Origin of the sequence: Novimethylophilus sp., from assembly GCF_036504375.1 — a bacterium.
In the GTDB taxonomy this organism is placed as follows: Bacteria; Pseudomonadota; Gammaproteobacteria; order Burkholderiales; family Methylophilaceae; genus Novimethylophilus.
The window spans coordinates 41,420-63,696 of record NZ_DASXVH010000084.1 but is presented as its reverse complement, the minus strand read 5'-3'; the positions used below and the strand labels follow the sequence as shown (position 1 = coordinate 63,696).

Annotated in this window: 25 protein-coding genes; 9 read left to right on the top strand and 16 right to left on the bottom strand. The window is 54.9% G+C overall.

Translation table 11 applies throughout. The features are described from left to right. The first annotated feature begins 27 nt into the window (after positions 1 to 27). Positions 28 to 411, top strand: coding sequence for a DoxX family protein (locus tag VGK14_RS12380; RefSeq protein WP_331509395.1), 384 nt, complete (start codon positions 28 to 30; stop codon positions 409 to 411). A 14-nt stretch (positions 412 to 425) separates the two neighbouring features. On the opposite strand, the gene VGK14_RS12375 is transcribed toward VGK14_RS12380, so the two are convergent. From VGK14_RS12375 to VGK14_RS12360, 4 genes are read right to left on the bottom strand one after another with little or no spacing between them, the layout of a single operon-like run. Beyond that, positions 426 to 1,043, bottom strand: a complete 618-nt coding sequence (locus tag VGK14_RS12375; RefSeq protein WP_331509394.1) for a flavin prenyltransferase UbiX — start codon at positions 1,041 to 1,043, stop codon at positions 426 to 428. Beyond that, positions 1,040 to 1,963: a 4-hydroxy-3-methylbut-2-enyl diphosphate reductase gene (ispH, locus tag VGK14_RS12370; RefSeq protein WP_331509393.1), complete on the bottom strand. Its 924-nt coding sequence runs from the start codon at positions 1,961 to 1,963 to the stop codon at positions 1,040 to 1,042. Before ispH ends, VGK14_RS12375 begins: the two co-directional genes overlap by 4 nt. Positions 1,964 to 1,965: 2 nt before the next feature. Next, positions 1,966 to 2,877 (bottom strand): CobD/CbiB family protein, encoded by a 912-nt coding sequence (locus tag VGK14_RS12365; RefSeq protein ID WP_331509392.1) that lies wholly within the window; start codon positions 2,875 to 2,877, stop codon positions 1,966 to 1,968. Between the two features lie 10 nt (positions 2,878 to 2,887). Continuing rightward, on the bottom strand, positions 2,888 to 3,397 hold the full coding sequence (locus tag VGK14_RS12360; RefSeq protein ID WP_331509391.1) for a GyrI-like domain-containing protein: 510 nt from the start codon (positions 3,395 to 3,397) through the stop codon (positions 2,888 to 2,890). Between the two features lie 86 nt (positions 3,398 to 3,483). Between VGK14_RS12360 and purU the strand changes: the two genes are divergently transcribed. Next, on the top strand, positions 3,484 to 4,338 hold the full coding sequence (purU, locus tag VGK14_RS12355; RefSeq protein WP_331509390.1) for a formyltetrahydrofolate deformylase: 855 nt from the start codon (positions 3,484 to 3,486) through the stop codon (positions 4,336 to 4,338). Positions 4,339 to 4,404: 66 nt separating this feature from the next. Here the strand turns inward: purU and VGK14_RS12350 are convergent, their stop codons facing one another. From VGK14_RS12350 to lptM, 3 genes are all read right to left on the bottom strand, one after another. Then, on the bottom strand, positions 4,405 to 4,569 hold the full coding sequence (locus VGK14_RS12350) for a hypothetical protein (protein ID WP_331509389.1): 165 nt from the start codon (positions 4,567 to 4,569) through the stop codon (positions 4,405 to 4,407). A 126-nt stretch (positions 4,570 to 4,695) separates the two neighbouring features. After that, entirely contained in the window at positions 4,696 to 5,940 is a 1,245-nt protein-coding gene (gene lysA, locus VGK14_RS12345) for a diaminopimelate decarboxylase (protein WP_331509388.1), read from the bottom strand. Continuing rightward, positions 5,937 to 6,053: an LPS translocon maturation chaperone LptM gene (gene lptM / locus VGK14_RS12340; protein WP_331509408.1), complete on the bottom strand. Its 117-nt coding sequence runs from the start codon at positions 6,051 to 6,053 to the stop codon at positions 5,937 to 5,939. The genes lysA and lptM overlap by 4 nt, the downstream gene beginning before the upstream one ends. A 141-nt stretch (positions 6,054 to 6,194) precedes the next feature. Between lptM and VGK14_RS12335 the strand changes: the two genes are divergently transcribed. The 6 genes from VGK14_RS12335 to VGK14_RS12310 are packed head-to-tail and all read left to right on the top strand — an operon-like array spanning position 6,195 to position 13,522. Next, entirely contained in the window at positions 6,195 to 6,617 is a 423-nt protein-coding gene (locus VGK14_RS12335) for a type IV pilin protein (RefSeq protein WP_331509387.1), read from the top strand. Beyond that, on the top strand, positions 6,611 to 7,261 hold the full coding sequence (locus tag VGK14_RS12330; RefSeq protein ID WP_331509386.1) for a GspH/FimT family pseudopilin: 651 nt from the start codon (positions 6,611 to 6,613) through the stop codon (positions 7,259 to 7,261). Before VGK14_RS12335 ends, VGK14_RS12330 begins: the two co-directional genes overlap by 7 nt. Positions 7,262 to 7,263: 2 nt before the next feature. Next, on the top strand, positions 7,264 to 7,740 hold the full coding sequence (pilV, locus tag VGK14_RS12325; RefSeq protein ID WP_331509385.1) for a type IV pilus modification protein PilV: 477 nt from the start codon (positions 7,264 to 7,266) through the stop codon (positions 7,738 to 7,740). 12 nt (positions 7,741 to 7,752) lie between these two features. Beyond that, positions 7,753 to 8,793 (top strand): PilW family protein, encoded by a 1,041-nt coding sequence (locus VGK14_RS12320; RefSeq protein ID WP_331509384.1) that lies wholly within the window; start codon positions 7,753 to 7,755, stop codon positions 8,791 to 8,793. After that, complete coding sequence (locus tag VGK14_RS12315; RefSeq protein ID WP_331509383.1) at positions 8,793 to 9,395, top strand: hypothetical protein; 603 nt, start codon at positions 8,793 to 8,795, stop codon at positions 9,393 to 9,395. Before VGK14_RS12320 ends, VGK14_RS12315 begins: the two co-directional genes overlap by 1 nt. A gap of 17 nt (positions 9,396 to 9,412) precedes the next feature. Further along, entirely contained in the window at positions 9,413 to 13,522 is a 4,110-nt protein-coding gene (locus tag VGK14_RS12310) for a pilus assembly protein (protein WP_331509382.1), read from the top strand. A 74-nt stretch (positions 13,523 to 13,596) separates the two neighbouring features. Here the strand turns inward: VGK14_RS12310 and VGK14_RS12305 are convergent, their stop codons facing one another. The 7 genes from VGK14_RS12305 to gshA are packed head-to-tail and all read right to left on the bottom strand — an operon-like array spanning position 13,597 to position 19,459. Beyond that, entirely contained in the window at positions 13,597 to 14,682 is a 1,086-nt protein-coding gene (locus VGK14_RS12305) for a DUF3108 domain-containing protein (RefSeq protein WP_331509381.1), read from the bottom strand. Between the two features lie 16 nt (positions 14,683 to 14,698). Further along, positions 14,699 to 15,313: a surface-adhesin E family protein gene (locus tag VGK14_RS12300; RefSeq protein ID WP_331509380.1), complete on the bottom strand. Its 615-nt coding sequence runs from the start codon at positions 15,311 to 15,313 to the stop codon at positions 14,699 to 14,701. Beyond that, entirely contained in the window at positions 15,310 to 15,834 is a 525-nt protein-coding gene (locus tag VGK14_RS12295; RefSeq protein WP_331509379.1) for a Gx transporter family protein, read from the bottom strand. The genes VGK14_RS12300 and VGK14_RS12295 overlap by 4 nt, the downstream gene beginning before the upstream one ends. Further along, positions 15,815 to 16,180 (bottom strand): NusG domain II-containing protein, encoded by a 366-nt coding sequence (locus VGK14_RS12290; RefSeq protein ID WP_331509378.1) that lies wholly within the window; start codon positions 16,178 to 16,180, stop codon positions 15,815 to 15,817. The genes VGK14_RS12295 and VGK14_RS12290 overlap by 20 nt, the downstream gene beginning before the upstream one ends. Then, positions 16,170 to 17,213 carry an FAD:protein FMN transferase gene (locus VGK14_RS12285; RefSeq protein ID WP_331509377.1) on the bottom strand — a complete coding sequence of 348 codons (1,044 nt, stop codon included), beginning with the start codon at positions 17,211 to 17,213 and terminating at the stop codon, positions 16,170 to 16,172. The genes VGK14_RS12290 and VGK14_RS12285 overlap by 11 nt, the downstream gene beginning before the upstream one ends. 36 nt (positions 17,214 to 17,249) lie before the next feature. Continuing rightward, complete coding sequence (gene gshB / locus VGK14_RS12280) at positions 17,250 to 18,185, bottom strand: glutathione synthase (protein ID WP_331509376.1); 936 nt, start codon at positions 18,183 to 18,185, stop codon at positions 17,250 to 17,252. After that, positions 18,182 to 19,459 (bottom strand): glutamate--cysteine ligase, encoded by a 1,278-nt coding sequence (gene gshA, locus VGK14_RS12275; protein ID WP_331509375.1) that lies wholly within the window; start codon positions 19,457 to 19,459, stop codon positions 18,182 to 18,184. Before gshA ends, gshB begins: the two co-directional genes overlap by 4 nt. A 416-nt stretch (positions 19,460 to 19,875) precedes the next feature. Here gshA and VGK14_RS12270 point away from each other — a divergent pair, with 416 nt between their 5' ends. Beyond that, positions 19,876 to 20,337 carry a GNAT family N-acetyltransferase gene (locus VGK14_RS12270; RefSeq protein ID WP_331509374.1) on the top strand — a complete coding sequence of 154 codons (462 nt, stop codon included), beginning with the start codon at positions 19,876 to 19,878 and terminating at the stop codon, positions 20,335 to 20,337. A 69-nt stretch (positions 20,338 to 20,406) separates the two neighbouring features. Here the strand turns inward: VGK14_RS12270 and VGK14_RS12265 are convergent, their stop codons facing one another. Further along, positions 20,407 to 21,903, bottom strand: a complete 1,497-nt coding sequence (locus VGK14_RS12265) for an ammonium transporter (RefSeq protein WP_331509373.1) — start codon at positions 21,901 to 21,903, stop codon at positions 20,407 to 20,409. Between the two features lie 10 nt (positions 21,904 to 21,913). Continuing rightward, complete coding sequence (gene glnK, locus VGK14_RS12260) at positions 21,914 to 22,252, bottom strand: P-II family nitrogen regulator (protein WP_331509372.1); 339 nt, start codon at positions 22,250 to 22,252, stop codon at positions 21,914 to 21,916. Positions 22,253 to 22,277 lie beyond the last annotated feature (25 nt).

Below are 22,277 nucleotides of genomic sequence, written 5' to 3'. Positions count from 1 at the left end.
CGAATTTAAAAAGGATATCCAATGAATATGAATAAAATGGTTGCCGTTGCCGCCCGCGTACTTCTCGCACAGATTTTTCTGGTTGTCGGCGTAAACAAGGTCATATTCAGCATGCAGAATCCGGCGTTTTACGACCAGTTTCTGGCCCATCTGGGAGGTTATGGCCTGCCGCCGGTCGTCGCGCCGCTGATGATACTGATAGAAATCGGCGCCGGCGCCGCATTGGCTCTGGGCTGGAAAACGCGCCCGGCCGCATGGATCCTGGCTGTTTACAGCATTTTCATCGCTATCGCGCTGCATCGGGCGGATGGCCTGCTATTGCAGAATCTGGCGATTGCCGGCGGCATGCTTGCAATCGCGGTTTATGGCCCAGGGCCATGCAGTCTGGATAATCTGAAGAAAACCGGCTGAATTGAAACCGGCGGCTAGTCCGCCAGTTTTATATCGCCCCAGCGCGTCATCAAGTCGTGCTCGACGCCCAACTGGTCGAGTATCTTGGCCACGATAAAATCCACGATATCCTGCAAGGTCGCCGGCTGGTGGTAAAAGCCGGGATTGGCCGCCAGCATGACCACGCCGATACGCGCGAGTTTCAGCATGTTTTCAAGATGTATCGGTGACAGCGGCGTCTCGCGCGGGACCAGAACGAGCTTGCGGCCCTCCTTGATCATCACGTCTGCCGCCCTTTCGATCAGGTTATCGCTGGCGCCGCTGGCGATCGCCGACAATGCGCCCATCGTGCAGGGACACACCACCATCGCATCCGCCGCGCCGGTACCGGAGGCGATAGGCGCCAGCCAGTCCTCGCGGGCGAACACATGCAATTGCTCCGGCCGGCAACCGTAACGCTCCAGCAGCATCGCGCGGGTCTCCGCGGTACGCGACGGCAGCGCCAGATCCAGCTCCTGCTTGGCGACAAACTGGGCCGCCTGCGAATATACCAGGTAAACCATATGCCCGCCGTCCAGCAGCACTTCCAGGAGCCGCATGGCGTAGCCCATGCCGGAGGCACCGGTCAGGGCCAGGGTAATGGTTTTGCTCATAGGGTCAGGTTTTTTGGCAGCGGAAATACCACACGTTCGACGACACCCCGCAACTCTTCGACGCGGCCAGCGCCGAGCTCGCTGAGTCTAGCGACGACTTCCTGCACCAGCACCTCGGGAGCGGAGGCGCCGGCCGTAACGCCTACGCGCGATTTGCCGACCAGCCAGGCCGGATCGAGTTGGCCCGCATTGTCCACCATGTAGGCAGTTATGCCCTGGTTGCGCGCAACTTCCCGCAACCGGTTGGAATTCGAACTGTTGGGCGAACCGACCACGATCACCAGGTCGCACCGGGCCGAGAGCGATTTTACGGCATCCTGCCGGTTCTGCGTGGCGTAGCAGATGCTGTCGCTCTTGGGTGCCGCGATATCGGGAAAACGCCGCTTCAGCGCTTCCACCACAAGCGCGGCGTCATCGATCGACAACGTGGTCTGCGTGACATAGGCCAGTTTGTGCGGATCCTGCACCTCGAGCCTGGCCGCATCCTCGGGCGTTTCCACCAGGTACATGCCGCCTTCACTCTGCCCCATCGTGCCTTCGACTTCAGGATGGCCCTTGTGGCCGATCATGATGATTTCCCGACCCTGCTTGCGCATCCTGGCGACTTCCACATGCACCTTGGTAACCAGCGGGCAAGTGGCATCGAACACTTTAAGTCCGCGTGCTTCGGCTTCTTCGCGCACCGATACCGACACCCCGTGGGCACTGAAAATAACGGTGCTGCCGGTGGGCACCTCGTCCAGCTCCTCGATGAATACCGCACCCTTGCGCTTGAGTTCCTCGACCACGAACTTGTTGTGAACCACTTCATGGCGTACATAGATAGGCGCCCCGAAACGCTCCAACGCCTGCTCCACGATGACAATGGCGCGATCGACGCCGGCGCAGAAGCCCCGGGGATTAGCGAGCAGAACTTGCAAAATTAATTTCCTAGCCAGTTGGCAAACGTCATCAATAACATTAGTGCGAGCATAAGCACCAGCGTGCGCCAGATCAGTCCCACCGTGCTCATCAGATAATCGGCATCGGCGGCATCGCCCAGGCCCAGTTCCGGACGATATTCCACAATACCCTTGAACGGCAAGGGTTCGCCCAACCGTACGCCTAACGCGCCTGCACCGCTGGCCAGCATGATGCCCATGGCTTCGTTTTTCCATGCCACGGCCTGAGTACGCCAGCAATAAAGAGCGTCTTCGAAATCGCCTACTACCGCAAAACCAATCGCGGTAAAACGTGCCGGCAGCCAGTCCAGCCAATAGAATATCTGGCGGGGAACCCGATTGAATGCGGCTTCCTGCCCACCCCATGCCTGGTCCACGGATTGCGCAAGGCGGTACAGTGCGGCGCCCGCAGGTCCCAGCAGCATAAACCAGAACACCAGTGCATACAGATTGTAATGCGCACGCATCAACGCGGTTTCGATGGCAACCCGTGCGATCTCGGCAGCACTATAAGCCTCGGCCGGTTGACCGTTCCATATTCCCAGACGTTCCCGCGCTTCCTGAACATTATTGTCGCGCAATGCAGCGGCGATGGCCTCGGCCGGCGTGCTGAATCCACGGAAATCCATGGCCAAGTAGAGTACCAAGATGCCCAACAGGGCCGCCAGTGGTGGGGCAATATGCCACAGCGCATAATAAGCCACACCTATCAGCAGCGTCGGCAGCAGTGCCGAAAGTGCCCAGGCGATCGCGCCGTGGCGCGCACGGCCGTCGTTGAGGCTACGCTCCAGCAATTGAGAAAACCGTTTATGCCCGTGCCCTATGGCAAATTTTGGCGGCAAAGGGCGGTAATAGGTGAGCAGCAAGGCTGCAAGCAGAATTAGAAAGCTCATTGAAAACTCATTATTTCAGCGCCATTTCAATCGTCAGCGTATTGTCGCGCGTAGTTTCCGCTACGGGCAACCGCAAGGCCATGCCATGTTGCTTGAGGTAATCCAGCAACGCGCCGTAAGCCTTGCCGTAAACAAAAAACGGATGCCCGCGCGCGCTGACAACCAGCGCGTCACGCTCCGGCAAAGTCCCTTCCAGCAGGGGAACCTTGGGCTGTGCGTCTCCGGAGATAACCACCCCCGCCTGCGCCTTACGCCGGGCAGCCGGTGTAGTACGGGGATCGTTCTCGATCAGGGTAAGCGATTGTCCAGCCGCAATTGCCTGTTGCTTGAGCAGATCGCGCACTTCGCGCTGGCGCTCTTCCACTTTGCTGTAATCGCCCGCGGAAACCAGGTAGGCATAATGCACCATTTTACGCGGCGATATTTTTATCTCAGGCGCGGCGAATGCTCCCCACCACCAGAAAACCGCCAGGAGCGGCAGCAGAAACGCCAACAGAAAATATGGCCATTGCTTAGTCATTGGGTATGAAGATAGCACAATCTGGCAGCGCTTTGAATGAAGCGGATATAATAGCCGGCTTTTCAAAGAGATACGGATACGGCCGCATGAAGAAAACTGCCACACTGCTGATCAACTGCCCGGACCGCAAGGGCCTGGTAGCAGCGATCGCCGATTTTCTCTTCCGCCACGATGCCAATATTTTGCATGCCGATCAGCATCAGGATGCCGAAGAAAATCTGTTTTTAATGCGTGTGGAATGGGATTTGTCCGGCTTCGCACTCGATCCCACGCAGTTCGAACGACAGTTCGCGTCTATCGCGGAGAAATTCCAGATGCGCTGGCAACTCAAGCTTGCCGGTCATAAACCCAGGATCGCCATTTTCGTTTCAAGATACGACCACTGCCTGGTTGACTTACTTTACCGTCACCAAAGCGGTGAGTTGGCCTGCGACATACCGCTGATCATCAGCAACCATCCGGATACCCGGCGCGTTGCCGATTTTTACGGCATTCCTTTCCAGGTCGTTGCGATCAATAAAGAAAACAAGGCAGAAGCCGAAGCCAGGCAGTTTTCCCTGCTGGATTCATACAATATCGACCTCATCGTGCTGGCTCGTTACATGCAAGTGCTTTCTCCCGAATTCGTGGCGCGCTATCCGCAACGCATTATCAACATCCACCACTCTTTCCTGCCGGCCTTCGTTGGGGCACGGCCCTATCATCGCGCTTTCGAGCGCGGAGTGAAACTGATAGGCGCCACCAGTCATTACGTGACTGAAGTTCTGGATGAGGGCCCCATTATCGAACAGGACATCGTACGCGTCTCGCACCGTGATCAATTGGAAGACCTGATACAGAAAGGCCGCGATCTGGAAAAAGTCGTACTATCGCGCGCGGTGCGTTGGCATGTGGAAAACCGTATTCTGCTTTACGCCAATAAAACGGTCATTTTTGACTGATTGAGCCCCAGCCAATAAAAAAGGCGTGAATCGAAACAATTCACGCCTTTTACCATTCAAACCGGACTACTGGCCAGAAGTATCACTCGCGACGGCAGGATCAATCATGGGTGGCAGCGGCTCATCTTGGGCGCTGCTGGCAGAATCATCGGTAGCTTCTTCAGCATAAACCAGCGGGGCGGCGAACAACGCGAACATCATGCAAAGCATAGCGAAAATCGACTTCATCATTTGCTTTCCTCCGTCTTAATCTTGGTTGTAATAGGTACTGCGGAGGAAACAATCTACGCCAATTTACCGTGGTTTACAATACCCGCAATTAAAGCTTGAGTGTCATGATATTTGATTTATAATCAGCTACTTGACAGTAATTTCCCCAGCAAGTAGGCAATCAATAGTTTCGCGTTCGCGCACCAGTATCACCTCGCTGCCGTTCACCATCACTTCGGCAGCGCGCGGACGCGTATTGTAGTTGGAGCTCATGCTCATGCCATAAGCGCCAGCCGACATCACCGCGAGCAAGTCCCCTTCTTCCAGGCACAGCTCACGGTCATGCCCCAGGAAATCTCCGCTTTCGCACACCGGGCCAACGATCTCGAAATTCTCTGCCGGTCCGATCCGTGGTTCCACCGCTACGATGTCATGCCATGCATCGTAAAGAGCGGGGCGCATCAAATCGTTCATCGCGGCATCCACAATCGCAAAATTCTTGGCTTCTCCATGTTTGAGGTATTCCACCTGCGTCAGCAATAGCCCCGCATTGCCCACCAATGCCCTACCCGGCTCCAGCAGCAGTTTGAAATTGCAGCCTTTCAGTCGTTGCATCAAAGCTGCGGCATAGCTGGCAATTGCCGGAGGAGTTTCGTCGCGATAGCAGATGCCGACACCGCCCCCCAGGTCGAGATGAGATATCGAAATGCCGACCGCAGCAAGTTGATCAACCAGCGCCAGCACACGCTCCAGCGCCGCCAGGAAAGGTTCTACCTCGGTCAGCTGGGAACCGATGTGGCAATCAACGCCATGTACTGCCAGATGCGGCATTGCCGCTGCGCGACGATAAAGCTCAAAAGCGTTATCGTAAGCTACGCCGAATTTGTTGTTCTTGAGTCCGGTGGAAATATAAGGATGCGTTTTTGCGTCCACATCCGGATTGATGCGCAGCGAAACCGGCGCTATTTTGTTCATCTCGCCCGCGACCTTATTCAGGCGCACGAGTTCGCTTTCCGACTCCACGTTGAAGCATAAAATCCCGGCCGCCAGCGCGGCCCGCATCTCATTGGCAGTTTTGCCGATGCCGGAAAACACGACCTTGCCGGGATCGCCACCGGCGGCCAGCACGCGCGCCAGTTCTCCTCCGGAAACTATATCGAAGCCTGCGCCCAATTTGGCGAAGGCGCTCAGCACCGCCAGGTTGGAGTTGGCCTTGACTGCGTAGCAAATGAGATGGTCACATGCAGCGAAGCCTTCATCAAATTGGCGGAAAGCCTCCGTCAATGCGGCACGTGAATAAACGTAACAAGGCGTACCGAATTGGCGAGCAATTTGGACAAGCGGAACCTCCTCGGCGTAGAGTTCGCCGCCTTTAGGTGTGAAAACGTTCATCGGCCATCCTGCTGCGGCTGAGGATAACGTTGTTCAGGCAAATACAGCGGACCTTTGGCGCCACAGGCGGTCAGCATAAGACTAATCAGTATTGGGAATATAATGACGCGCATCGTTAGCTCATCAGCAATAAAACAAGCGCTGAATATTACCAATTTTCCGTTCGGGATGGAAAAATAACCGCTTGTCTGACTGACATAGACGTCTTTTTTTCGCCTGAACTATTATGCGAAATGAATGAAAGGGATGCGGCAATGAAAATCAAAGCTTTAGGCTTTACATTGGTTGAATTAATGATTGTTGTGGCCATTATCGGTATTTTGGCAGGAATAGCCTTGCCAGCCTATCAGGATTATGTCATCAGAGGAAAGATTCCCGATGCCACAGGAGCACTTGCTCTTAAGCGCGGGCAGATGGAACAGTATTTCCAGGACAACAGGACTTACGTGGGGGCCACAGCATGCAACGCTGACACAACAACCAGCCAATATTTTACTTTCTCATGCTCGGCAGTGCCGACCGCAACCAATTATACCCTTCAGGCAGTTGGAACAGGATCGATGGCAGGATTTACTTACACCATAGATCAAAGCAATGCTAAATCCTCTACCATTACCTATGCAGGCTGGACCGGCAACTCAAGCTGCTGGGTCACCAAAAAAGGAGGCGTGTGTTAATTCTCCGTCATCTTCAGCGGGGCGTTTCACTAGTCGAACTTCTCGTAGGGTTAACTATTGTCGCTATTTTGCTGGGAACTGGCGTACCGAGCTTTTTTAACTGGATTCAGAATACCCAGATCCGCACCGCGGCTGAGTCCATCCAAAGCGGGCTGCAATTAGCTCGATCAGAGGCGGTAAGACGCAATGCTTCCATTCGTTTTCAGCTTACCGATACCATGACCAGCGCTTGCATTGTTTCTGCGGCAGGCACCAACTGGGTTATCAGTCAGGATGATCTAGCTGGTACGCCGGGCGCTTGCGCCACTGCCGAATCGGAGTCGGGCACTCTGCGCATCATACAGAAACATGCCGGCACAGAAGGCTCCACCAATATCGCCGTGAATGCGACAGAGGATCTTGTAACACCTGCAACGCCAGGTCTGCCTTTTAACCGCCCCATCATTTTCAATGGCTTGGGAAAAATTCCCGCGCCCTCGATTACTGCGGGCTATAACGTCAGTATCGGCATCAGCAATCCATCGGGCGGCAGCTGCATTGATGCCGGAGGAAAAATGCGCTGCCTGCGAGTCGTTGTATCGACAGGGGGCCGCATTCGCATGTGCGACCCTTCATTGGCCAGTTCAGATCCCAGGGCGTGCTAGATATGAGCATTTACGTAAATCGCCAAAGCAAACAAATGGGGTCCATGTTGCTGGAAGCCCTTATTGCCCTCTTGATTTTCTCTATGGGCATACTTGCCATCGTTGGCTTGCAAACAGCCTCTGTCAAGATTGCCGGTGATGCCAAATATCGTACCGAAGCCAGCCTTTTGGCAAATCAATTAATTGGACAGATGTGGGTCAGTAACCGTACGGCGGCAACCCTAAGAACAAATTTCAGCAGTACTCCGCAAGGAGCCGCTTATGTGGCATGGGCAGGTTCAATGCCTTCACCTGCGGATGGAACAGTAATGGCGACTCTCCCGGGGGTATCTGCTTATCCTCCAACAGTCACGGTACAGCTTGTCGTTGGGCCTACCACTACCACTAGCCTCGTGACCATCACCATCTTCTGGAAGGCGCCAAGTGATCCTGCTGCCGCCCCGCCTCATCAGTACATGACTGTTGCGCAAATTATCTAAGGTAAGTTAGCCATGATCTTTCGCCCTTCCCAGTCCATCACCGCCGGCTTCAGCTTGGTAGAAATCATGGTTGGCATGGTCATCGGCCTGATTGGAATTATGGTTATCATGCATGTGACGGTTGTCTCGCAGGGACGACAGCGCACTACCACCGGGAGCGATGATGCACAAAACAATGGCGCTATCGCTCTTTATGGAATGCAACGCGATATTCGTCAAGGGGGATATGGTATCAGCGAGACCAATCTGGTCGGCTGCAACGTACTCTTGCGGGCGGGTATAACACTGAACTCAATGGCGCCCGTCACCATCAATCATGCTTCTATTCCGGCAGGTGATGCCAATACCGATACCGTGCTGGTGGTATACGGTAATGCAAGCATTTCGTCGCAAGGCAACGGTATCAGGTCGCAACCAGCCACAGCCACCTATGCAGTCCAGTCATTCAGCTTATTCAACACCAATGACTTGGTTATTGCGACGCCTCAAGCGCGCTCAACGCCGTGCAATCTGGTTATGGATACAGTGACAGGAAGCGTTAATCCAAATGTCTCCGTGACAACAGGCGTAGCAAATATGGCAGGCGGCACTCTTTACAATCTGGGTAGCGCGCCAAAAATCGTGGCATATGCCGTTCGTAATGGCAATCTGACTGCCTGCGACTACATTCTGAACGATTGCAGCATTGCTGCTAACACGACCAATGCTTCGATATGGGTGCCAATTGCCGACAATATCGTCAGCATGAGGGCGCAATATGGCCGAGACACCACCAATCCCATGGATGGCATTGCAGATATTTATGACCAAACCACCCCGACGACTGCCTGCAATTGGGTAAAAACCCCTGCCGTCCGGATTGCGCTAGTGGCCCGCAGTGCGCAGCGTGATCCTGCAACAGTTACCGCAGCGGCCCCTACATGGGCAGGGACTTCAGCCAACCCTATTGTGCTAACGGGCCTCACCAATTGGCAGAACTATCGCTACAGGGTCTTCCAGACTGTAGTACCGTTGCGAAACGTGACATGGTTGGGGGTACAGGCAGGATGCTGATGAAATATCCATCTTTTACCGTTAGTAAAAACATGCGATCTCGGCAACGCGGGGTTGTTCTGTTAATCGCATTGATCATGCTGGTAGCGATGACACTGGCAGGAATTGCACTAGTAAGATCGGTGGACACCACCAACGTCATCGCCGGCAACATGGCATTTCAGCAGGCGGCAATTCACTCGGGCGACACTGGAACCGAAACGGCGATTCAATGGCTGGAAGCAAACAATACCGGCACCACTTTACATGTGGACAATTTTGGCAGTGGTTATACGGCGCGACGCCAGGATCCGGGGCCCGGCCAATCATGGGACAACTTTTGGTCATTGGTACTCGCCGCCCAGTCGGTGACCCTGGCAACAGATGTTGCTGGCAATACTGTGGCTTATGCCATTCAACGGCTCTGCCTCACTCCCGGAGATCCAATTACTCCCGGCACGGGTTGCGCCGCTTCGCCGGCGTCCACCAGCTCGGCAAGCAACAGCCTGGATGCCGGCTCAGTCGATCTGTTATACAGCAGTCAAATCTATTACCGAATTACCTCTCGCATAGCCGGCCCTCGCAATACCGTCAGTTATGTTCAAACCATTGTTGCCTTGTAAAAAAACAGGGGGTTGTCATGATCACTAACAATATGCTCAGGAACATTGGACACGCTGCCATTTTCCTTACCATTGCCTCCAGTTCACAGGCTGCCACTACCGATCTTGCCTCAGTTCCGCTGGTGACTTCATCCACATCATCGGTGTTGCCCAACATCATATTCGTACTGGACGACTCAGGTAGCATGGGCTGGAATTTTCTGCCGGACTGGGCGAATAGCAGCAACCAGGCACTAATTCGCAATGCCGGTTACAACGGCGTCGCTTACAATCCATCGATTACCTATACTCCCCCAACCTCTTATAACAGCGACGGCACACTCAATACAACCAGATACCCCAGCATGACCGGCACTTCCGCTGCAACGGGGGGCGGCACCGTCGGCAGCACAGCCACACCGCGCTGGACGAATGTTCCTATTGACGCCTATGGCGTCCAATCCACATCCAATAGCAACCTGGAAGGCAATGCGTACTTTTATACGTTTGCGCCAGGCGAATACTGTGCTGAGCCCAGTCTGAGAACCTGTACTGCGGCGTCCGCCCCGTCCACGAGCTATCCTTATCCAGCAACATTACGCTGGTGCACCAGTTCTGCATTGACCACATGCCAAGCCGTCAGAATCGAGACAGGAACAACAACTTACCTCAATGCACGCTATCCTTCGCCACGCACCGCCACTATTAGCGTTAGCGGGTCATCCAGTACATCGATTACCAGCATCAAAGTCAACGGCCTAGAAATTCTCTCTGCGGCAACTACCGCATCCACGACCTCCAGCACGGTCGCGTCCAGCATTCGGACGAATATAAACAGCTGTACAACAGGACTTACCGGCGCTTGCCAAGCTGTGGGTTATAGCGCAACCCTCTCCGGAAGCACTGTCACGATTTCGGCACCCGGGGCCATCAGCTACACGCCCGTTGTAACCAAATCTGGCACCATGACTGTCACTGCCACGGCCTTCGGCGCCGGTAGTATTCCTGGCGTCAATCAACGCACGGATATTGTTTCTGCAATCAATAGCTACCCATATCCCGGCTCCATCACCAAGGCATCCGCACGCACCGATTGCGTCGGCACTACCTGTACCTATACAGAAGAAATGACCAATTATGCGAACTGGTGGGCTTATTACCACACTCGCATGCAAATGATGAAAACCTCGGCCAGTATTGCCTTTGCGCCGGTAGACATAAATTACCGCGTGGGCTACTTGAGCATCAACAACAACACCAGTTCTGATTTTCTGAATATCGGCAAATTTGACGGTACTCAAAAAAATACCTGGTACACTAAAATCACCAGTGCCATTCCGGGCAGCTCGACGCCATTGCGCACAGCACTGACCAAGGCTGGGCGACTGTATGCAGGGAAACTCAATGGCACGACTTTGAACGGCAGCACAGTGGCTGACCCAATACAGTATTCCTGTCAGCAGAATTTCACCATTCTCTCTACCGACGGTTATTGGAACGAAGCCAATCCCGGCGGCTATCAACTGGATGGCACTACCGCCATCGGCAATCAGGATTCAGCAGAGCCAAGACCGATGCTCGACGGTAACGGCACCTCCAATACATTGGCGGACGTATCGGAGTATTACTATGCCAACGATCTACGAACGACGGCCCTCGGCAATTGCACCGGCTCAGTAGTCCCGCCGGCAACGACCGGTAATACGCTTTGCTCTTCTGCCAGCCCCGATCCATATAACAACGTGCCCACTAGCGGTCTGGATGGCGCCAGCTGGCAGCATATGACGACTTTCACCCTAGGATTAGGCGCTTCTGGTTATATGCAATATTCGCCTAATTATGTGACCGCCTCCAGCGGCGATTTCTTCGATGTGAAAAACGGTACCGCAGCTAACACAGGCATCTGTTCCTGGCAAGCCAGTGGCATCTGCAACTGGCCAATACCCGTGAGCAATACTCAGACTACCATCGACGATCTTTGGCACACGGCGGTGAATGGCCGCGGCACTTATTTTAGCGCCACCAACCCAGCCTCTCTTTCCAGCGGCTTATCCAGCGCGCTTGCAGGGGTCTCCGCCCGTACCGGCTCATCGGCGGCAGCGACCACCAGCAACCCGAACGTAACATCAGGCGATAACTTCGTGTTCAGCTCCACCTTCACTACTCAGGAATGGGATGGGGAGCTGGTGCGGCAGCAGCTTGACCTGACGACCGGCATAACCTCGTCTACCATTGATTGGGCGGCACAAAGCAGTCTGGACACCAAAGTTGCCGGAACCGGATATACCACCCGCACCATATATACATTTGATTCCACGACCGTTTCCAAGCTAAAACCGTTTACATGGACCGATTTGACGAGCACGGAACAGGCCTATTTCAGTAGCCCCTATGTGACCCTGTCGCAGTTCTGCACGACCGGCGTTACTTGTCTGAGCGCCACGAATCAAGCTAATGCAGTCGGTGCCAATCTGGTGAACTTCTTGCGAGGCGATCGCAGCAATGAGGGGACGCCGACCGATACTTCCAAGTATTACCACCTGCGCCTACATGTGCTCGGCGACATTGTGAATGCCGAAGCAGTATATGTGAAAGCTTCCTTGTTTAACTTTGCAGACAGAGGATACAGCGATTTCAAAACGGCTAACGCAACACGCCAAGGCATGGTCTATGCGGCGGCTAACGACGGCATGCTGCATGCATTCTATGCGGCTTCAAATTCGACTACGGGTGTAGTCGGCGGGAACGAGGCGTGGGCTTATATCCCATCAATAATCTTGCCAAAGCTTAATAAGCTTGCTGACAAGAATTATTCGAGTCTGCATCAGTATTTTGTAGATGGTACGCCCATCGTCGGAGAAATTTGTGTCAGCGATTGCGCCACTACTATCAGCAGCGCTCCCGCAGCCGTCTGGAAAACAATTCTTGTTGGTGGATTAAATGGCGGTGGGCGCGGCTATTATGCACTCGACATAACCAACCCTGCCTCGCCTAAGGCGCTGTGGGAATTTACCGATACCAACATGGGGTTTACCTACGGCAATCCCAAAATCGGCAAGCTCAAGGATGGCACATGGGCAGTGTTTGTGACCTCCGGCTACAATAATGTTTCCCCCGGTGATGGCCAAGGCCGCCTGTATGTACTTAACGCTAATACCGGTGCGCTTATCAGATCGATTGCTACTGGCGTAGGAAAACCCGCCGGCTCAACCAGTTCAGTGGTGGCAGCTGACGGAACCACCGTATGCACTGCCACCACGGCTGCTCCAGCCGCATGTCCAAGCGGGCTGGCGCGTATCGCCGCTCCCGTGATCTCGACTTCGTCAGACAATACGGTTCGAATGATCTATGGCGGTGATCTGTATGGCAATCTGTGGCGGTTCGATGTCAATGGCGACCTGGGAGCCAGCGGTTATGATGCCCAGTTGCTGGCGACGTTCAGAGGCCCGAGCCCCGCTTCCAATGTTCAGCCAATTACGGCCAAACCGCAGGTCGGCGATGTAAGCGGGAATCTCGTAATTTACGTGGGTACGGGTAGTTACTTAGGGACTGCCGATCTGACCGACACAAGCATGCAATCGATTTACGCCCTCAAAGATACCCTGCCTGCGACCTCGACTCCAAGCACGGCGATCTATGGCGTTCCTCGAACGTTTGGTGGCTTTGTCCAGCAAACCCAGACTAATACAGTCTGCCCAGCCGGTTCACCCCCTTCAATCTGCATCACTGGCCAATTGGTGCGTACCAGCAGCAGTAACGTAGTAAATTTTGCCAGTGATAACGGCTGGTTCCTCGATTTACCGGATAGCGGAGAACGCGCCAATACCGATCCTACGCTAGGACTGGGCACGTTGGGCTTCACAACGAATGTTCCCAATTCAAGCGCATGTACGGTAGGCGGTTATAGCTACAGATATTTTCTTGATTACCGGACAGGTGCCGCTGTTTCTACCTCCACAACAAAGGTGGTAGCCGCGAAATTGGGCAATGCCCTTGCCACCCGGCCAGTGTATGTGCGCTTGCCAAACAATACGATCGTCGAACTGACTCGGCTGTCGGATGGTACGACTGTGACCTCCAACGTCCCCATCGGAAACGCAGCGGGAGCTACCAGACGTGTTTCATGGCGCGAATTAATATCGGAATAAGATCGCTGGTGTGATAACTCGAGGTATGTATCGAGTTGTCACACACCTGATATGCAGCTTAGGGCACTTAGAGCCTATTGGATATTAAAAGAAACCGCTACTTGCTCAATCGTGTTTCCATGCATGTCTCGGTGGGATATTTTTACTGGTAGATAATGCAAATCCGGCACTAGCCATAACTCTGTCGTTTCCGAATTGTCATTTGTGGACAATATTGTTATGTGCACGGCTTTCAGTACGCCAAGCGGGTTAATTTCCACGGACTCTATCCCCGCCATGTGATAGGCGAATTCGCTCAGATTTTCTCCATCCGATAACCATAAGGTACCACCATCATCTTTAGGCGGTGACCTCATAAACTGATAAAGCATGCTAAACCTATCTAAAATGCCATCCGGCATTCGACCGCTACGATAGCCATTCTGTGACGACTTATTTTCAATCTCAGCATCGCTCAAGGTCATAAGCTGCCGGGCCATATTACCTTGTTGCTGAAACGTAAGCGGCATCAGGCCATTACGAGTAATTTGTCCTTCGATTTGCAGTTGCCATTCATTCTCTGGATCCGGCTTCCCCGGCCTTTCCAGCCGTCCCCTGTAACTCAAGAGATACCCTTCAGACATATCAGCTTCGTAGCGCTGTATGGCCGAGCCTAGTAATGTCCTTTTTTCACCGGCAAATATCTGAAACTCGACTTCTACCAAATTAATCGTTTCTGATTGTGCCGGCAGTGCATCCAAAGATCGCTGATCAGTGCTTTGGGAAATGGCTGGGGCCGGCACAGATATACGATTTTCAGTCTCAGATTTATTCGACACTGAGATATCCGCTGCGGCTTGTCGGTTAATTGCAAGTTGTTGAGAGCGGGTTGGTGCTTGCTGCCAGCGCTGCGCTTGAGTAGTTAATATTGCACTAGATGGCGCGCTGTTGCTGGCTTCAACGAATGAATGCGAATTCTCTATTATTTTTTCTTGCGTCAGAGAGTAAGGGGGTAATCGAACCTCTAATACCCTATTACCAGGGCGATGCTGGGACAATGGGCTTAAATAGGTCAGAAGCAGCCCATGCAATACTGATGAGAGTATCAATGCTACCAGGATGCGATATATCGAAACTTTGTTCCTGGTCATATAAAAGCTCATCATGGCATTAGTTGCCATCCATTTTATTATCCGATCAATACAGCTGTTCCATGATCTGCGGCATCGGCAATTGAGGTACAGCCGGCTGTTTTTCCGGTAGCCGGACATTGGGCAATTGCGGGGGAACAGGTTTGGTCGGGGCCGGGATGGAAGGCGTTGCCATGGCCGGCGCGGGCTTTGGTTCTTCCTTTTTTTTCACTGCCTGTTTCAATTCCGCCTCTACCCCGGCCTGCTCGGCCTTGATACGCTGCTCCTCCTGCTTGCGCCATACCAGGGGGCACAGTACACGGTCGAAAGCATCGCCTACCGTGTCGGGAATGATAGGCACTGATGCCGAGTCATCCTGTGCAACGTAATCCAGAGTTTCTCCGTTGCCGGCGTAATACAAATAGCTGAGCAGCTTGGCTGTATGTTCTCCGCAATGGATGCGCTCGCGCAGCATGCCGGAAACGGCTTCTTTGCCTTTTATCGACTGAGGTGTTTTAAACAGGACTTTTTTCCAGTAGGTGACTTCCTCATCCTTGATGACAAGTTTGCTTTTGTCGTAAAAATACTGGTCTGCCAAGCCCGCATCCGGCAGCAGCGCCCATTCGGCGGCGTATATAGGCTGACTGATCAGCATGACGAGCAGCCATACTATTTTTCTCATCCCTTTTCCTCTTTTAAATCCGCTGCGAGCAATTTTGCCGCAATCAAACCATTAAGTGTGCCGAACAACAACGCAAACACGGCGAATACCGGCACCAGGTAGGCCAGGCCTGCATGGGGAATGAGCCAAAGGCGCACCACCAGCAGTTGTCCGGCAATATGCGCAAACGCGGCGAATATGCTGTGGCTGACCGGGCCAAACAGGCGTTTAGGCAAATGCATGGCAAGCGCAAGGGTGAACAGGCTTGCCAAGGCACCGGTAAGACTTAGCGCGAATGTCGGCGTCAAGAAGCTGCCAAACAGCAGGCTGACGGCAAATACCCGCAGCAACGACACCCACGCGGCAGTGGCGAAGTCGTAGCGGTGTAATACATACAGCGTAATGATATTGGCAATCCCCGGCTTCACCCCCGGCAGCGGGGCGGGCATCACCGCCTCCGCCAGATGCAGCACGATGGCAAACGCCGCCAGACGGGCCACCTGGTGGTCGCGTAGCGTGGTCTTAATAGTTAAGGGAGTCATAGCCCTTGTCGCCGACCAGTTCCAGACTGACGCGGTTGGGCAGGCAAACTGCAACCTGTCCGGCATGGGCCAGCCAACCTTGATGCACGCAGTATTGATTGCGACAAGGCGAACTCTGGAAACGTGCCTGGTGGTTGTGGATGACGATGCGGCTGATGCCCAGCGGGCCAGGCACTTCTATCGTGCGCTCCTGATTCAGGCTGAAAGTGGCAAAAACCGTATCGCCGGTGCGTATGCGCACCTTGCCGGCCGACCCGCCCTGCCAAAAAGCAGCGAACAGCCATCCGACCAGGACCGCACCCAACACGAACGTCAGCAGGTCTCCCGGCAGCAGCCTACTCTTCAATCTTCACACCCTTGTCTTCGAAGCGCAGGCGCTGTCGCATGCCGGGCGTGAGATGCACCGCTCCCGACGGATCTATCATCAGCGCATTTTCTATGTTCATTTTGCGCGCCGCCTCCTGCCATCCTGCAACGCCCGAAATGAACAAGGGCTTGGAAGCGACATCCGACAACGTGCCGGCATGGGGCACAGGCGGTATCAGCACAGTGACCGCCTGCATGGCCGCGGAAGGAAAACCTGTACGCGGATCGATAATATGGCAATAACGTTTGCCGTCAATCTCGAAATACCGCTGGTAATCGCCCGATGTGCCTATGGCCCAGCCGTCGGGCAGATCCAGTGTGGCGATCGGCCCGGCCTGGCGCGGATGCTGGATGCCTACCCGCCATGGCCGTTCGCCGTGCGCACCGATGGCGATGATATTGCCGCCGATATTGACCAGCGCCCCTTTTACCTTCTCGTTGCGTAGATAATTGCTGGCAAGATCCAGCGCATAACCTTTGGCATAGCCGCCCAAGTCCAGTTTGACGGATGGGTTACGGCTGCTGGCATATTGCCGGGTTACAGTGATATCGGCCATGCGGGGATTGGCTTCGACCCATTTTCGTATTTCGGCAGGGGCGGGATGCACCGGGGTAAACTCATCGCGCTGGAATCCCCACAAACCGATGAGATGCCCAATGGCAGGATTGAACAAGCCATCGGATTGGGCAGACAATTTTGCCGCATCGGTCAGGATGCCGGCTAATTCCGGCGTTATCCGAACCTGTTTGCCGGCGGCAATTGCCATGTTTAGCCGGTCGAGTTCGCTGCCCGGCTTCCATGCGTGCAGACTGTCATGCAGCCGCTGGAATTCCTGCAGAACATGTGCAGACAACTGCTGGGCACGAGCCTCGTTTTCCCCGTAGATGCTGATGTCTACCAGGGTGCCGAACACATAAGCCTGATTTTGATACAACGGCTCGCGGCCGCAACCGGTAACGAGGAAAGCCAACAGCCAGAGAATGAGCAGAGTCCATAGGGAATGGCGCGTCATGAATGGTTTTCCTGTGTGCTGCCGGCAGTCTTGTGGCTAAACCCGCCGTTCCAGGGCATCAATGAATAACGCCGCCGGATTGCAATCGGTCTGTGCCGCAATCTCGACCATGCAGGTGGGGCTGGTTACGTTAATTTCGGTAAGGTAATCGCCGATTACATCCAGCCCGACCAGGAATAGCCCCAGTTTGCGGAGTTCGTTGCCGACTGTTTCGGCAATTTCCCTGTCACGTACGGAAAGCGGCTGTGCCACGCCCGTGCCACCGGCAGCAAGGTTGCCGCGCGTTTCACCTTGCTGCGGAATACGCGCCAGTGCATAAGGCAGCGGCACCCCATCGATCAACAGTATGCGCTTGTCGCCCTGCCTGATGGCGGGCAAATAGCGCTGCGCCATCACCGTGCGACGTTCATAGTGCGTGATGGTTTCGAGAATCACGCCAATATTGTGGTCTTCGCGATGCAGCCGGAATATACCGCTGCCGCCCATGCCATCCAGCGGCTTGACGACAATATCGCCATGCTCGGCGAGAAACTCCCGGATCAAGGCCATTTGCCGCGTCACCAGGAATGGCGGGGCAAATTGCGGAAAGCGCGCTACCGATAGTTTTTCATTAAAGTCCCGGATGGCCTGCGGGCGATTCAGCACCAGTGCGCCCTGCTGCTCGGCCAGTTCCAACAGGTATGTGCTATAGACATATTCCATGTCGAACGGCGGGTCCTTGCGCATCAATATCGCGTCAAAATCCTCGGCCGCATATTCTTGCTTATTTTCCGCCTCATACCATGGCGCACCATCCCGGAACTTAAGGCGCTGCGCATTTAATCTGATTCCGTGCTCGCGCAGCCGGATGTCGCTCTGCTCCAGCACGAACAGCACATGTCCGCGCCGAGCAGCCTCACGCATTATTGCGATCGAAGAGTCTTTATAAGGCTTCAGCTCGTCCAGCGGATCGAGGATCAGCGCGATCTTCAAGCTGTTGCTTCCTCCGCCTCCAGCTCGATAGCGGCCGCCAGCAAGGCCAGGCGTGCTACTACGCCATAGGCATAGAACCGGTTGGGCAACGCATCCGGCTTGCCGGCACAGTCAGGCAGCGAGCAGGGCGTCTCGAACGCCAGCGGTTCGAAATGCATGCCCGGCGCGTTGAGATTTTCGTCAACTCCGCGTCCGGTATGAACCCGATAAAAACCGCCCACTACGTAGTGATCGATCATATATACCACTGGTTCGGCTACGGCCTCATTGATATTCTCGAAGGTGTAAATGCCTTCCTGAATCATGACTTCATTGACTTCCAGGCCCTCTTTCACCACCGACATCTTGTTGCGCTGCTTGCGGTTCAGGCCGCGCACATCGTCCGGGCTTTTGACCGTCATAATGCCCATGCCATAGGTTCCCGCATCCGCTTTAACGATGACAAACGGCTCATGTTCGATATCGTATTCGCGGTATTTGGCACGGATGCGCGTCAGCAGGTCATCCACTTTGGCCACCAGGCACTCCTCGCCTGTGCGTTCATGGAAATTGATTTCCCCGCAAGTGGAAAAATAGGGATTAAGCAGCCATTGATCGATGCCCAGCAGATCGGCGAAATTGTCGGCCACCTGGTTGTAGGCGGCGAAATGATTGGATTTTCTACGCACTGCCCAACCTGCGTGCAAGGGGGGTATAACCGATTGCTCAAGATTCTTGAGGATATCCGGTATACCGCCGGAAAGGTCGTTGTTCAGCACGATAGCACACGGATTGAAACCATCGAGTACCAGACGATTGCCTTGGCGCCGTACCGGCTCCAGCGTCAGGTTGCCGCCGTTCGGCAGTTCCAGCGTCATGGGCTCCGCCAAATCCGGCAATAAACTGCCGATACGGACATCGAGTCCCGCCTGGCGCAAAATGATTGCCAATGCGGCGACGTTCTGCAAATAGAAGGTATTGCGCGTGTGATTCTCCGGAATCAGCATAAAGCGCTGCGCTTCCGGGCAGATTTTCTCTACGGCAGCCATCGCTGCCTGCACGCAAAGCGGCAGGAAATCCGGGCTCAGGTTATTGAATCCACCGGGGAACAGATTGGTATCGACCGGCGCCAGCTTGAAGCCGCTATTGCGCAAATCCACCGAAGCATAGAACGGTGCGCCATGCTCCAGCCATTGCTGGCGCAGCCAGTGCTCGATGCGTGGCATGGCATCCAGGATGTGCTGTTCGAGAGCCAGGAGAGGGCCAGTTTGGGCTGTAGTGAGATGAGGTACCATAGCGTGCGATTGTAACACGCAACATTTAGGCAAAAAAAAAGCGGGCCGTTGGGCCCGCGGAGGGAGGAGATTAATCGGGGCAAGAGCATTAAAAATCGTTACTGCTGTCGCTTTTCTTTAAGCACCGTCCGTGCCAACCATAGAAATGTTTTTAAATACAGTCTCTTGCAGCGAAATTCGGTACCGACATGCTTAAAAGACGCACTGATGCCGGGCGCGATGCACCGCATCGGCCGTCCCCGATTTCAGGCGCATGCCTCCATCGGTGGATGAACGCTCAATAGGTGTTGGCAAGTATTTTGCCTGCCTGAAAATCACGCTCCGGCTGCCATCTGAAAAAAGCAATTCCTATTATCGGTATGGCATTATTCACTACAGCACTTATCCATTGCATCAAATCCGGTCGAGGCCGCTGAATGAACCCTGAAAGTATTTCCATTTCCGACGCCGCAGAAAAAGACGTGCCTACGCTGGTTTCTTTATTGGCCGAGTTATTCAGCATCGAACAGGATTTTCAGCCGGATACCGATAAGCAAGCGCGTGGCCTGCGATTGCTGATGGCGGCGCCGGATCGCGGCGTCATCAAGGTCGCGCGCACCCAGGCAGGCGATGTCATCGGCATGGTCAGCGCACAGTTGGTGATTTCCACGGCCGAAGGCGCGCCTTCGGCGTGGGTCGAGGACATGGTAGTGAGCCGGAGTTGGCGCACGCGGGGAATCGGTCGTGTTTTGCTTGCCGCAGCGCTTGATTGGGCCAGGGACAGGGGTGCAACCCGCGCCCAGTTGCTGGTTGATCTGGATAATGCGCCAGCGCTTCGCTACTACGGCCATCTGGGCTGGGAGAGCAGCCGGCTGGCCGCGCGCAGGATATTTCTGTAAGCCAGCTTAGTGTTGGACGATAAAAAAACGGGCACTTTCGTGCCCGTATACCGTTACTATTCCGGAGGATTAGTAGTGGTAAGCGCGTTCGCCATGCTCCGTGGTATCCAGACCTTCGCGCTCGACTTCTTCGCTCACGCGCAGGCCGATCACCAGGTCAACGACCTTGTAGGCGATGAAGGCGACCACGCCAGACCATACCAGCGTGGTGCCTACGCCCCAAGCCTGGCTGGTGAGTTGCGCCATCATGTCGAAGTCGCCGACCTTGTTGGCCACGTAGTCGTACACGCCGGTGCCGCCCAGTGCCGGACTGACCAGCACGCCGGTGGAAAGTGCGCCGAAGATACCGCCGATGCAGTGCACGCCGAATACGTCCAGCGAGTCGTCATAGCCCAGCTTACCCTTGACCCAGGTCACGAACGTGAAGCACAGCGGTGAAACGATCAGGCCTTGCACGATAGCGCCCATCGGACCGACGAAGCCGCAAGCCGGGGTAATCGCCACCAAGCCGGCAATTGCCCCGGAAGCGGCGCCCAGCATGGATGGCTTGCCCTTGATCGCCCATTCCGTGAACATCCAGGAAGCGGCTGCGGCGCAGGTGGCCAACAGCGTATTGGCAAACACCAGGCTGGCAGCGCCATTGGCTTCCAGGTTGGAACCGACGTTAAAGCCGAACCAGCCCACCCACAGCAGCGAAGCGCCGATCATGGTCATGGTAACGCTGTGCGGCGCCATGGCTTCCTTGCCGTAGCCGATACGCTTGCCGAGCACAAGAGCGCCAACCAGGCCGGCAATACCCGCATTGATATGCACCACGGTCCCGCCCGCGAAGTCCAGCGCACCTTTCTGGAACACAAACCCAGCCAGTGCATTTGCGGCTTCCGCAGCCTTGCCATCGGTATAAGCATCCGGACCCGCCCAGAACCAAACCATGTGCGCAACCGGCAGATAGGAGAAAGTGAACCACAGGATCATGAACAGCAGCATGGCGGAAAACTTCATGCGCTCGGCGAATGCACCGACGATGAGCGCCGGGGTGATGACGGCGAAAGTCAGCTGGAACACCATATAGATATATTCCGGAATGACGACGCCCTTGCTGAAGGTAGCCGCCGTCGAATCCGGCGTCATCCCGTGCAGGAACAAGCGGTCAAATCCACCGAAGAACGGCGTGCTGCCTTGCGTGAAGGCGACGCTGTAACCGTAAATCGCCCACAGCACGCCGAGCACACAGGTGATCATGAACGTCTGCATCAGCACCGACAGCATGTTTTTGCTGCGCACCATGCCGCCGTAAAACAGACCCAGGCCAGGGACGCACATCATCAGCACCAGCACGGTGGCGACGATCATCCAGGCAGTGTCGCCCTTGTTCGGCACAGGCGCCGGAGCCGCTGCAGTTGGCGCGACGGCAGGAGCCGCAGGCATCGCGGCTGGTGCAGCCGCAGCAGAAGCCGCTGCTCCAGTCGCTGCGGGTGCCGCAGCAGGGGCGGCATCCTCAGCAAATGACATACCACCAAAACCTAATGTACCTGCGATCAAGAGAGCAGAAAGAAAGCGCTTCATGGCGTGCCCCTTATAACGCGTCCGAACCGGATTCACCGGTGCGGATGCGGAAAACTTGTTCTAGATCGAAAACGAAAACCTTGCCGTCGCCGATCTTCCCTGTGCTGGCAGCCTTTTCGATGGTTTCGATAACCTGGTCCAGCATATTGTCGTCAATAGCCGCTTCCAGCTTAACTTTAGGCAGAAAGTCGACGACATACTCCGCGCCACGATAAAGTTCCGTGTGCCCCTTTTGCCGGCCGAACCCCTTGACTTCGGTAACAGTAATGCCCTGCACGCCGATGGCGGAGAGAGCCTCACGCACCTCGTCAAGCTTGAACGGCTTGATGATGGCAGTGACGAATTTCATGAATGTCTCCTGGTTTGGGTGTTTG

Coding starts and splice junctions, on each gene's coding strand:
- VGK14_RS12380 (WP_331509395.1), top strand. CDS start 28: ATGAATAAAATGGTTGCCGTTGCCGCCCGCGTACTTCTCGCACAGATT.
- VGK14_RS12375 (WP_331509394.1), bottom strand. CDS start 1,043: ATGAGCAAAACCATTACCCTGGCCCTGACCGGTGCCTCCGGCATGGGC.
- VGK14_RS12365 (WP_331509392.1), bottom strand. CDS start 2,877: ATGAGCTTTCTAATTCTGCTTGCAGCCTTGCTGCTCACCTATTACCGC.
- VGK14_RS12360 (WP_331509391.1), bottom strand. CDS start 3,397: ATGACTAAGCAATGGCCATATTTTCTGTTGGCGTTTCTGCTGCCGCTC.
- purU (WP_331509390.1), top strand. CDS start 3,484: ATGAAGAAAACTGCCACACTGCTGATCAACTGCCCGGACCGCAAGGGC.
- VGK14_RS12350 (WP_331509389.1), bottom strand. CDS start 4,569: ATGATGAAGTCGATTTTCGCTATGCTTTGCATGATGTTCGCGTTGTTC.
- lysA (WP_331509388.1), bottom strand. CDS start 5,940: ATGAACGTTTTCACACCTAAAGGCGGCGAACTCTACGCCGAGGAGGTT.
- lptM (WP_331509408.1), bottom strand. CDS start 6,053: ATGCGCGTCATTATATTCCCAATACTGATTAGTCTTATGCTGACCGCC.
- VGK14_RS12335 (WP_331509387.1), top strand. CDS start 6,195: ATGAAAATCAAAGCTTTAGGCTTTACATTGGTTGAATTAATGATTGTT.
- pilV (WP_331509385.1), top strand. CDS start 7,264: ATGAGCATTTACGTAAATCGCCAAAGCAAACAAATGGGGTCCATGTTG.
- VGK14_RS12320 (WP_331509384.1), top strand. CDS start 7,753: ATGATCTTTCGCCCTTCCCAGTCCATCACCGCCGGCTTCAGCTTGGTA.
- VGK14_RS12315 (WP_331509383.1), top strand. CDS start 8,793: ATGAAATATCCATCTTTTACCGTTAGTAAAAACATGCGATCTCGGCAA.
- VGK14_RS12310 (WP_331509382.1), top strand. CDS start 9,413: ATGATCACTAACAATATGCTCAGGAACATTGGACACGCTGCCATTTTC.
- VGK14_RS12305 (WP_331509381.1), bottom strand. CDS start 14,682: ATGGCAACTAATGCCATGATGAGCTTTTATATGACCAGGAACAAAGTT.
- VGK14_RS12300 (WP_331509380.1), bottom strand. CDS start 15,313: ATGAGAAAAATAGTATGGCTGCTCGTCATGCTGATCAGTCAGCCTATA.
- VGK14_RS12295 (WP_331509379.1), bottom strand. CDS start 15,834: ATGACTCCCTTAACTATTAAGACCACGCTACGCGACCACCAGGTGGCC.
- VGK14_RS12285 (WP_331509377.1), bottom strand. CDS start 17,213: ATGACGCGCCATTCCCTATGGACTCTGCTCATTCTCTGGCTGTTGGCT.
- gshA (WP_331509375.1), bottom strand. CDS start 19,459: ATGGTACCTCATCTCACTACAGCCCAAACTGGCCCTCTCCTGGCTCTC.
- VGK14_RS12270 (WP_331509374.1), top strand. CDS start 19,876: ATGAACCCTGAAAGTATTTCCATTTCCGACGCCGCAGAAAAAGACGTG.
- VGK14_RS12265 (WP_331509373.1), bottom strand. CDS start 21,903: ATGAAGCGCTTTCTTTCTGCTCTCTTGATCGCAGGTACATTAGGTTTT.
- glnK (WP_331509372.1), bottom strand. CDS start 22,252: ATGAAATTCGTCACTGCCATCATCAAGCCGTTCAAGCTTGACGAGGTG.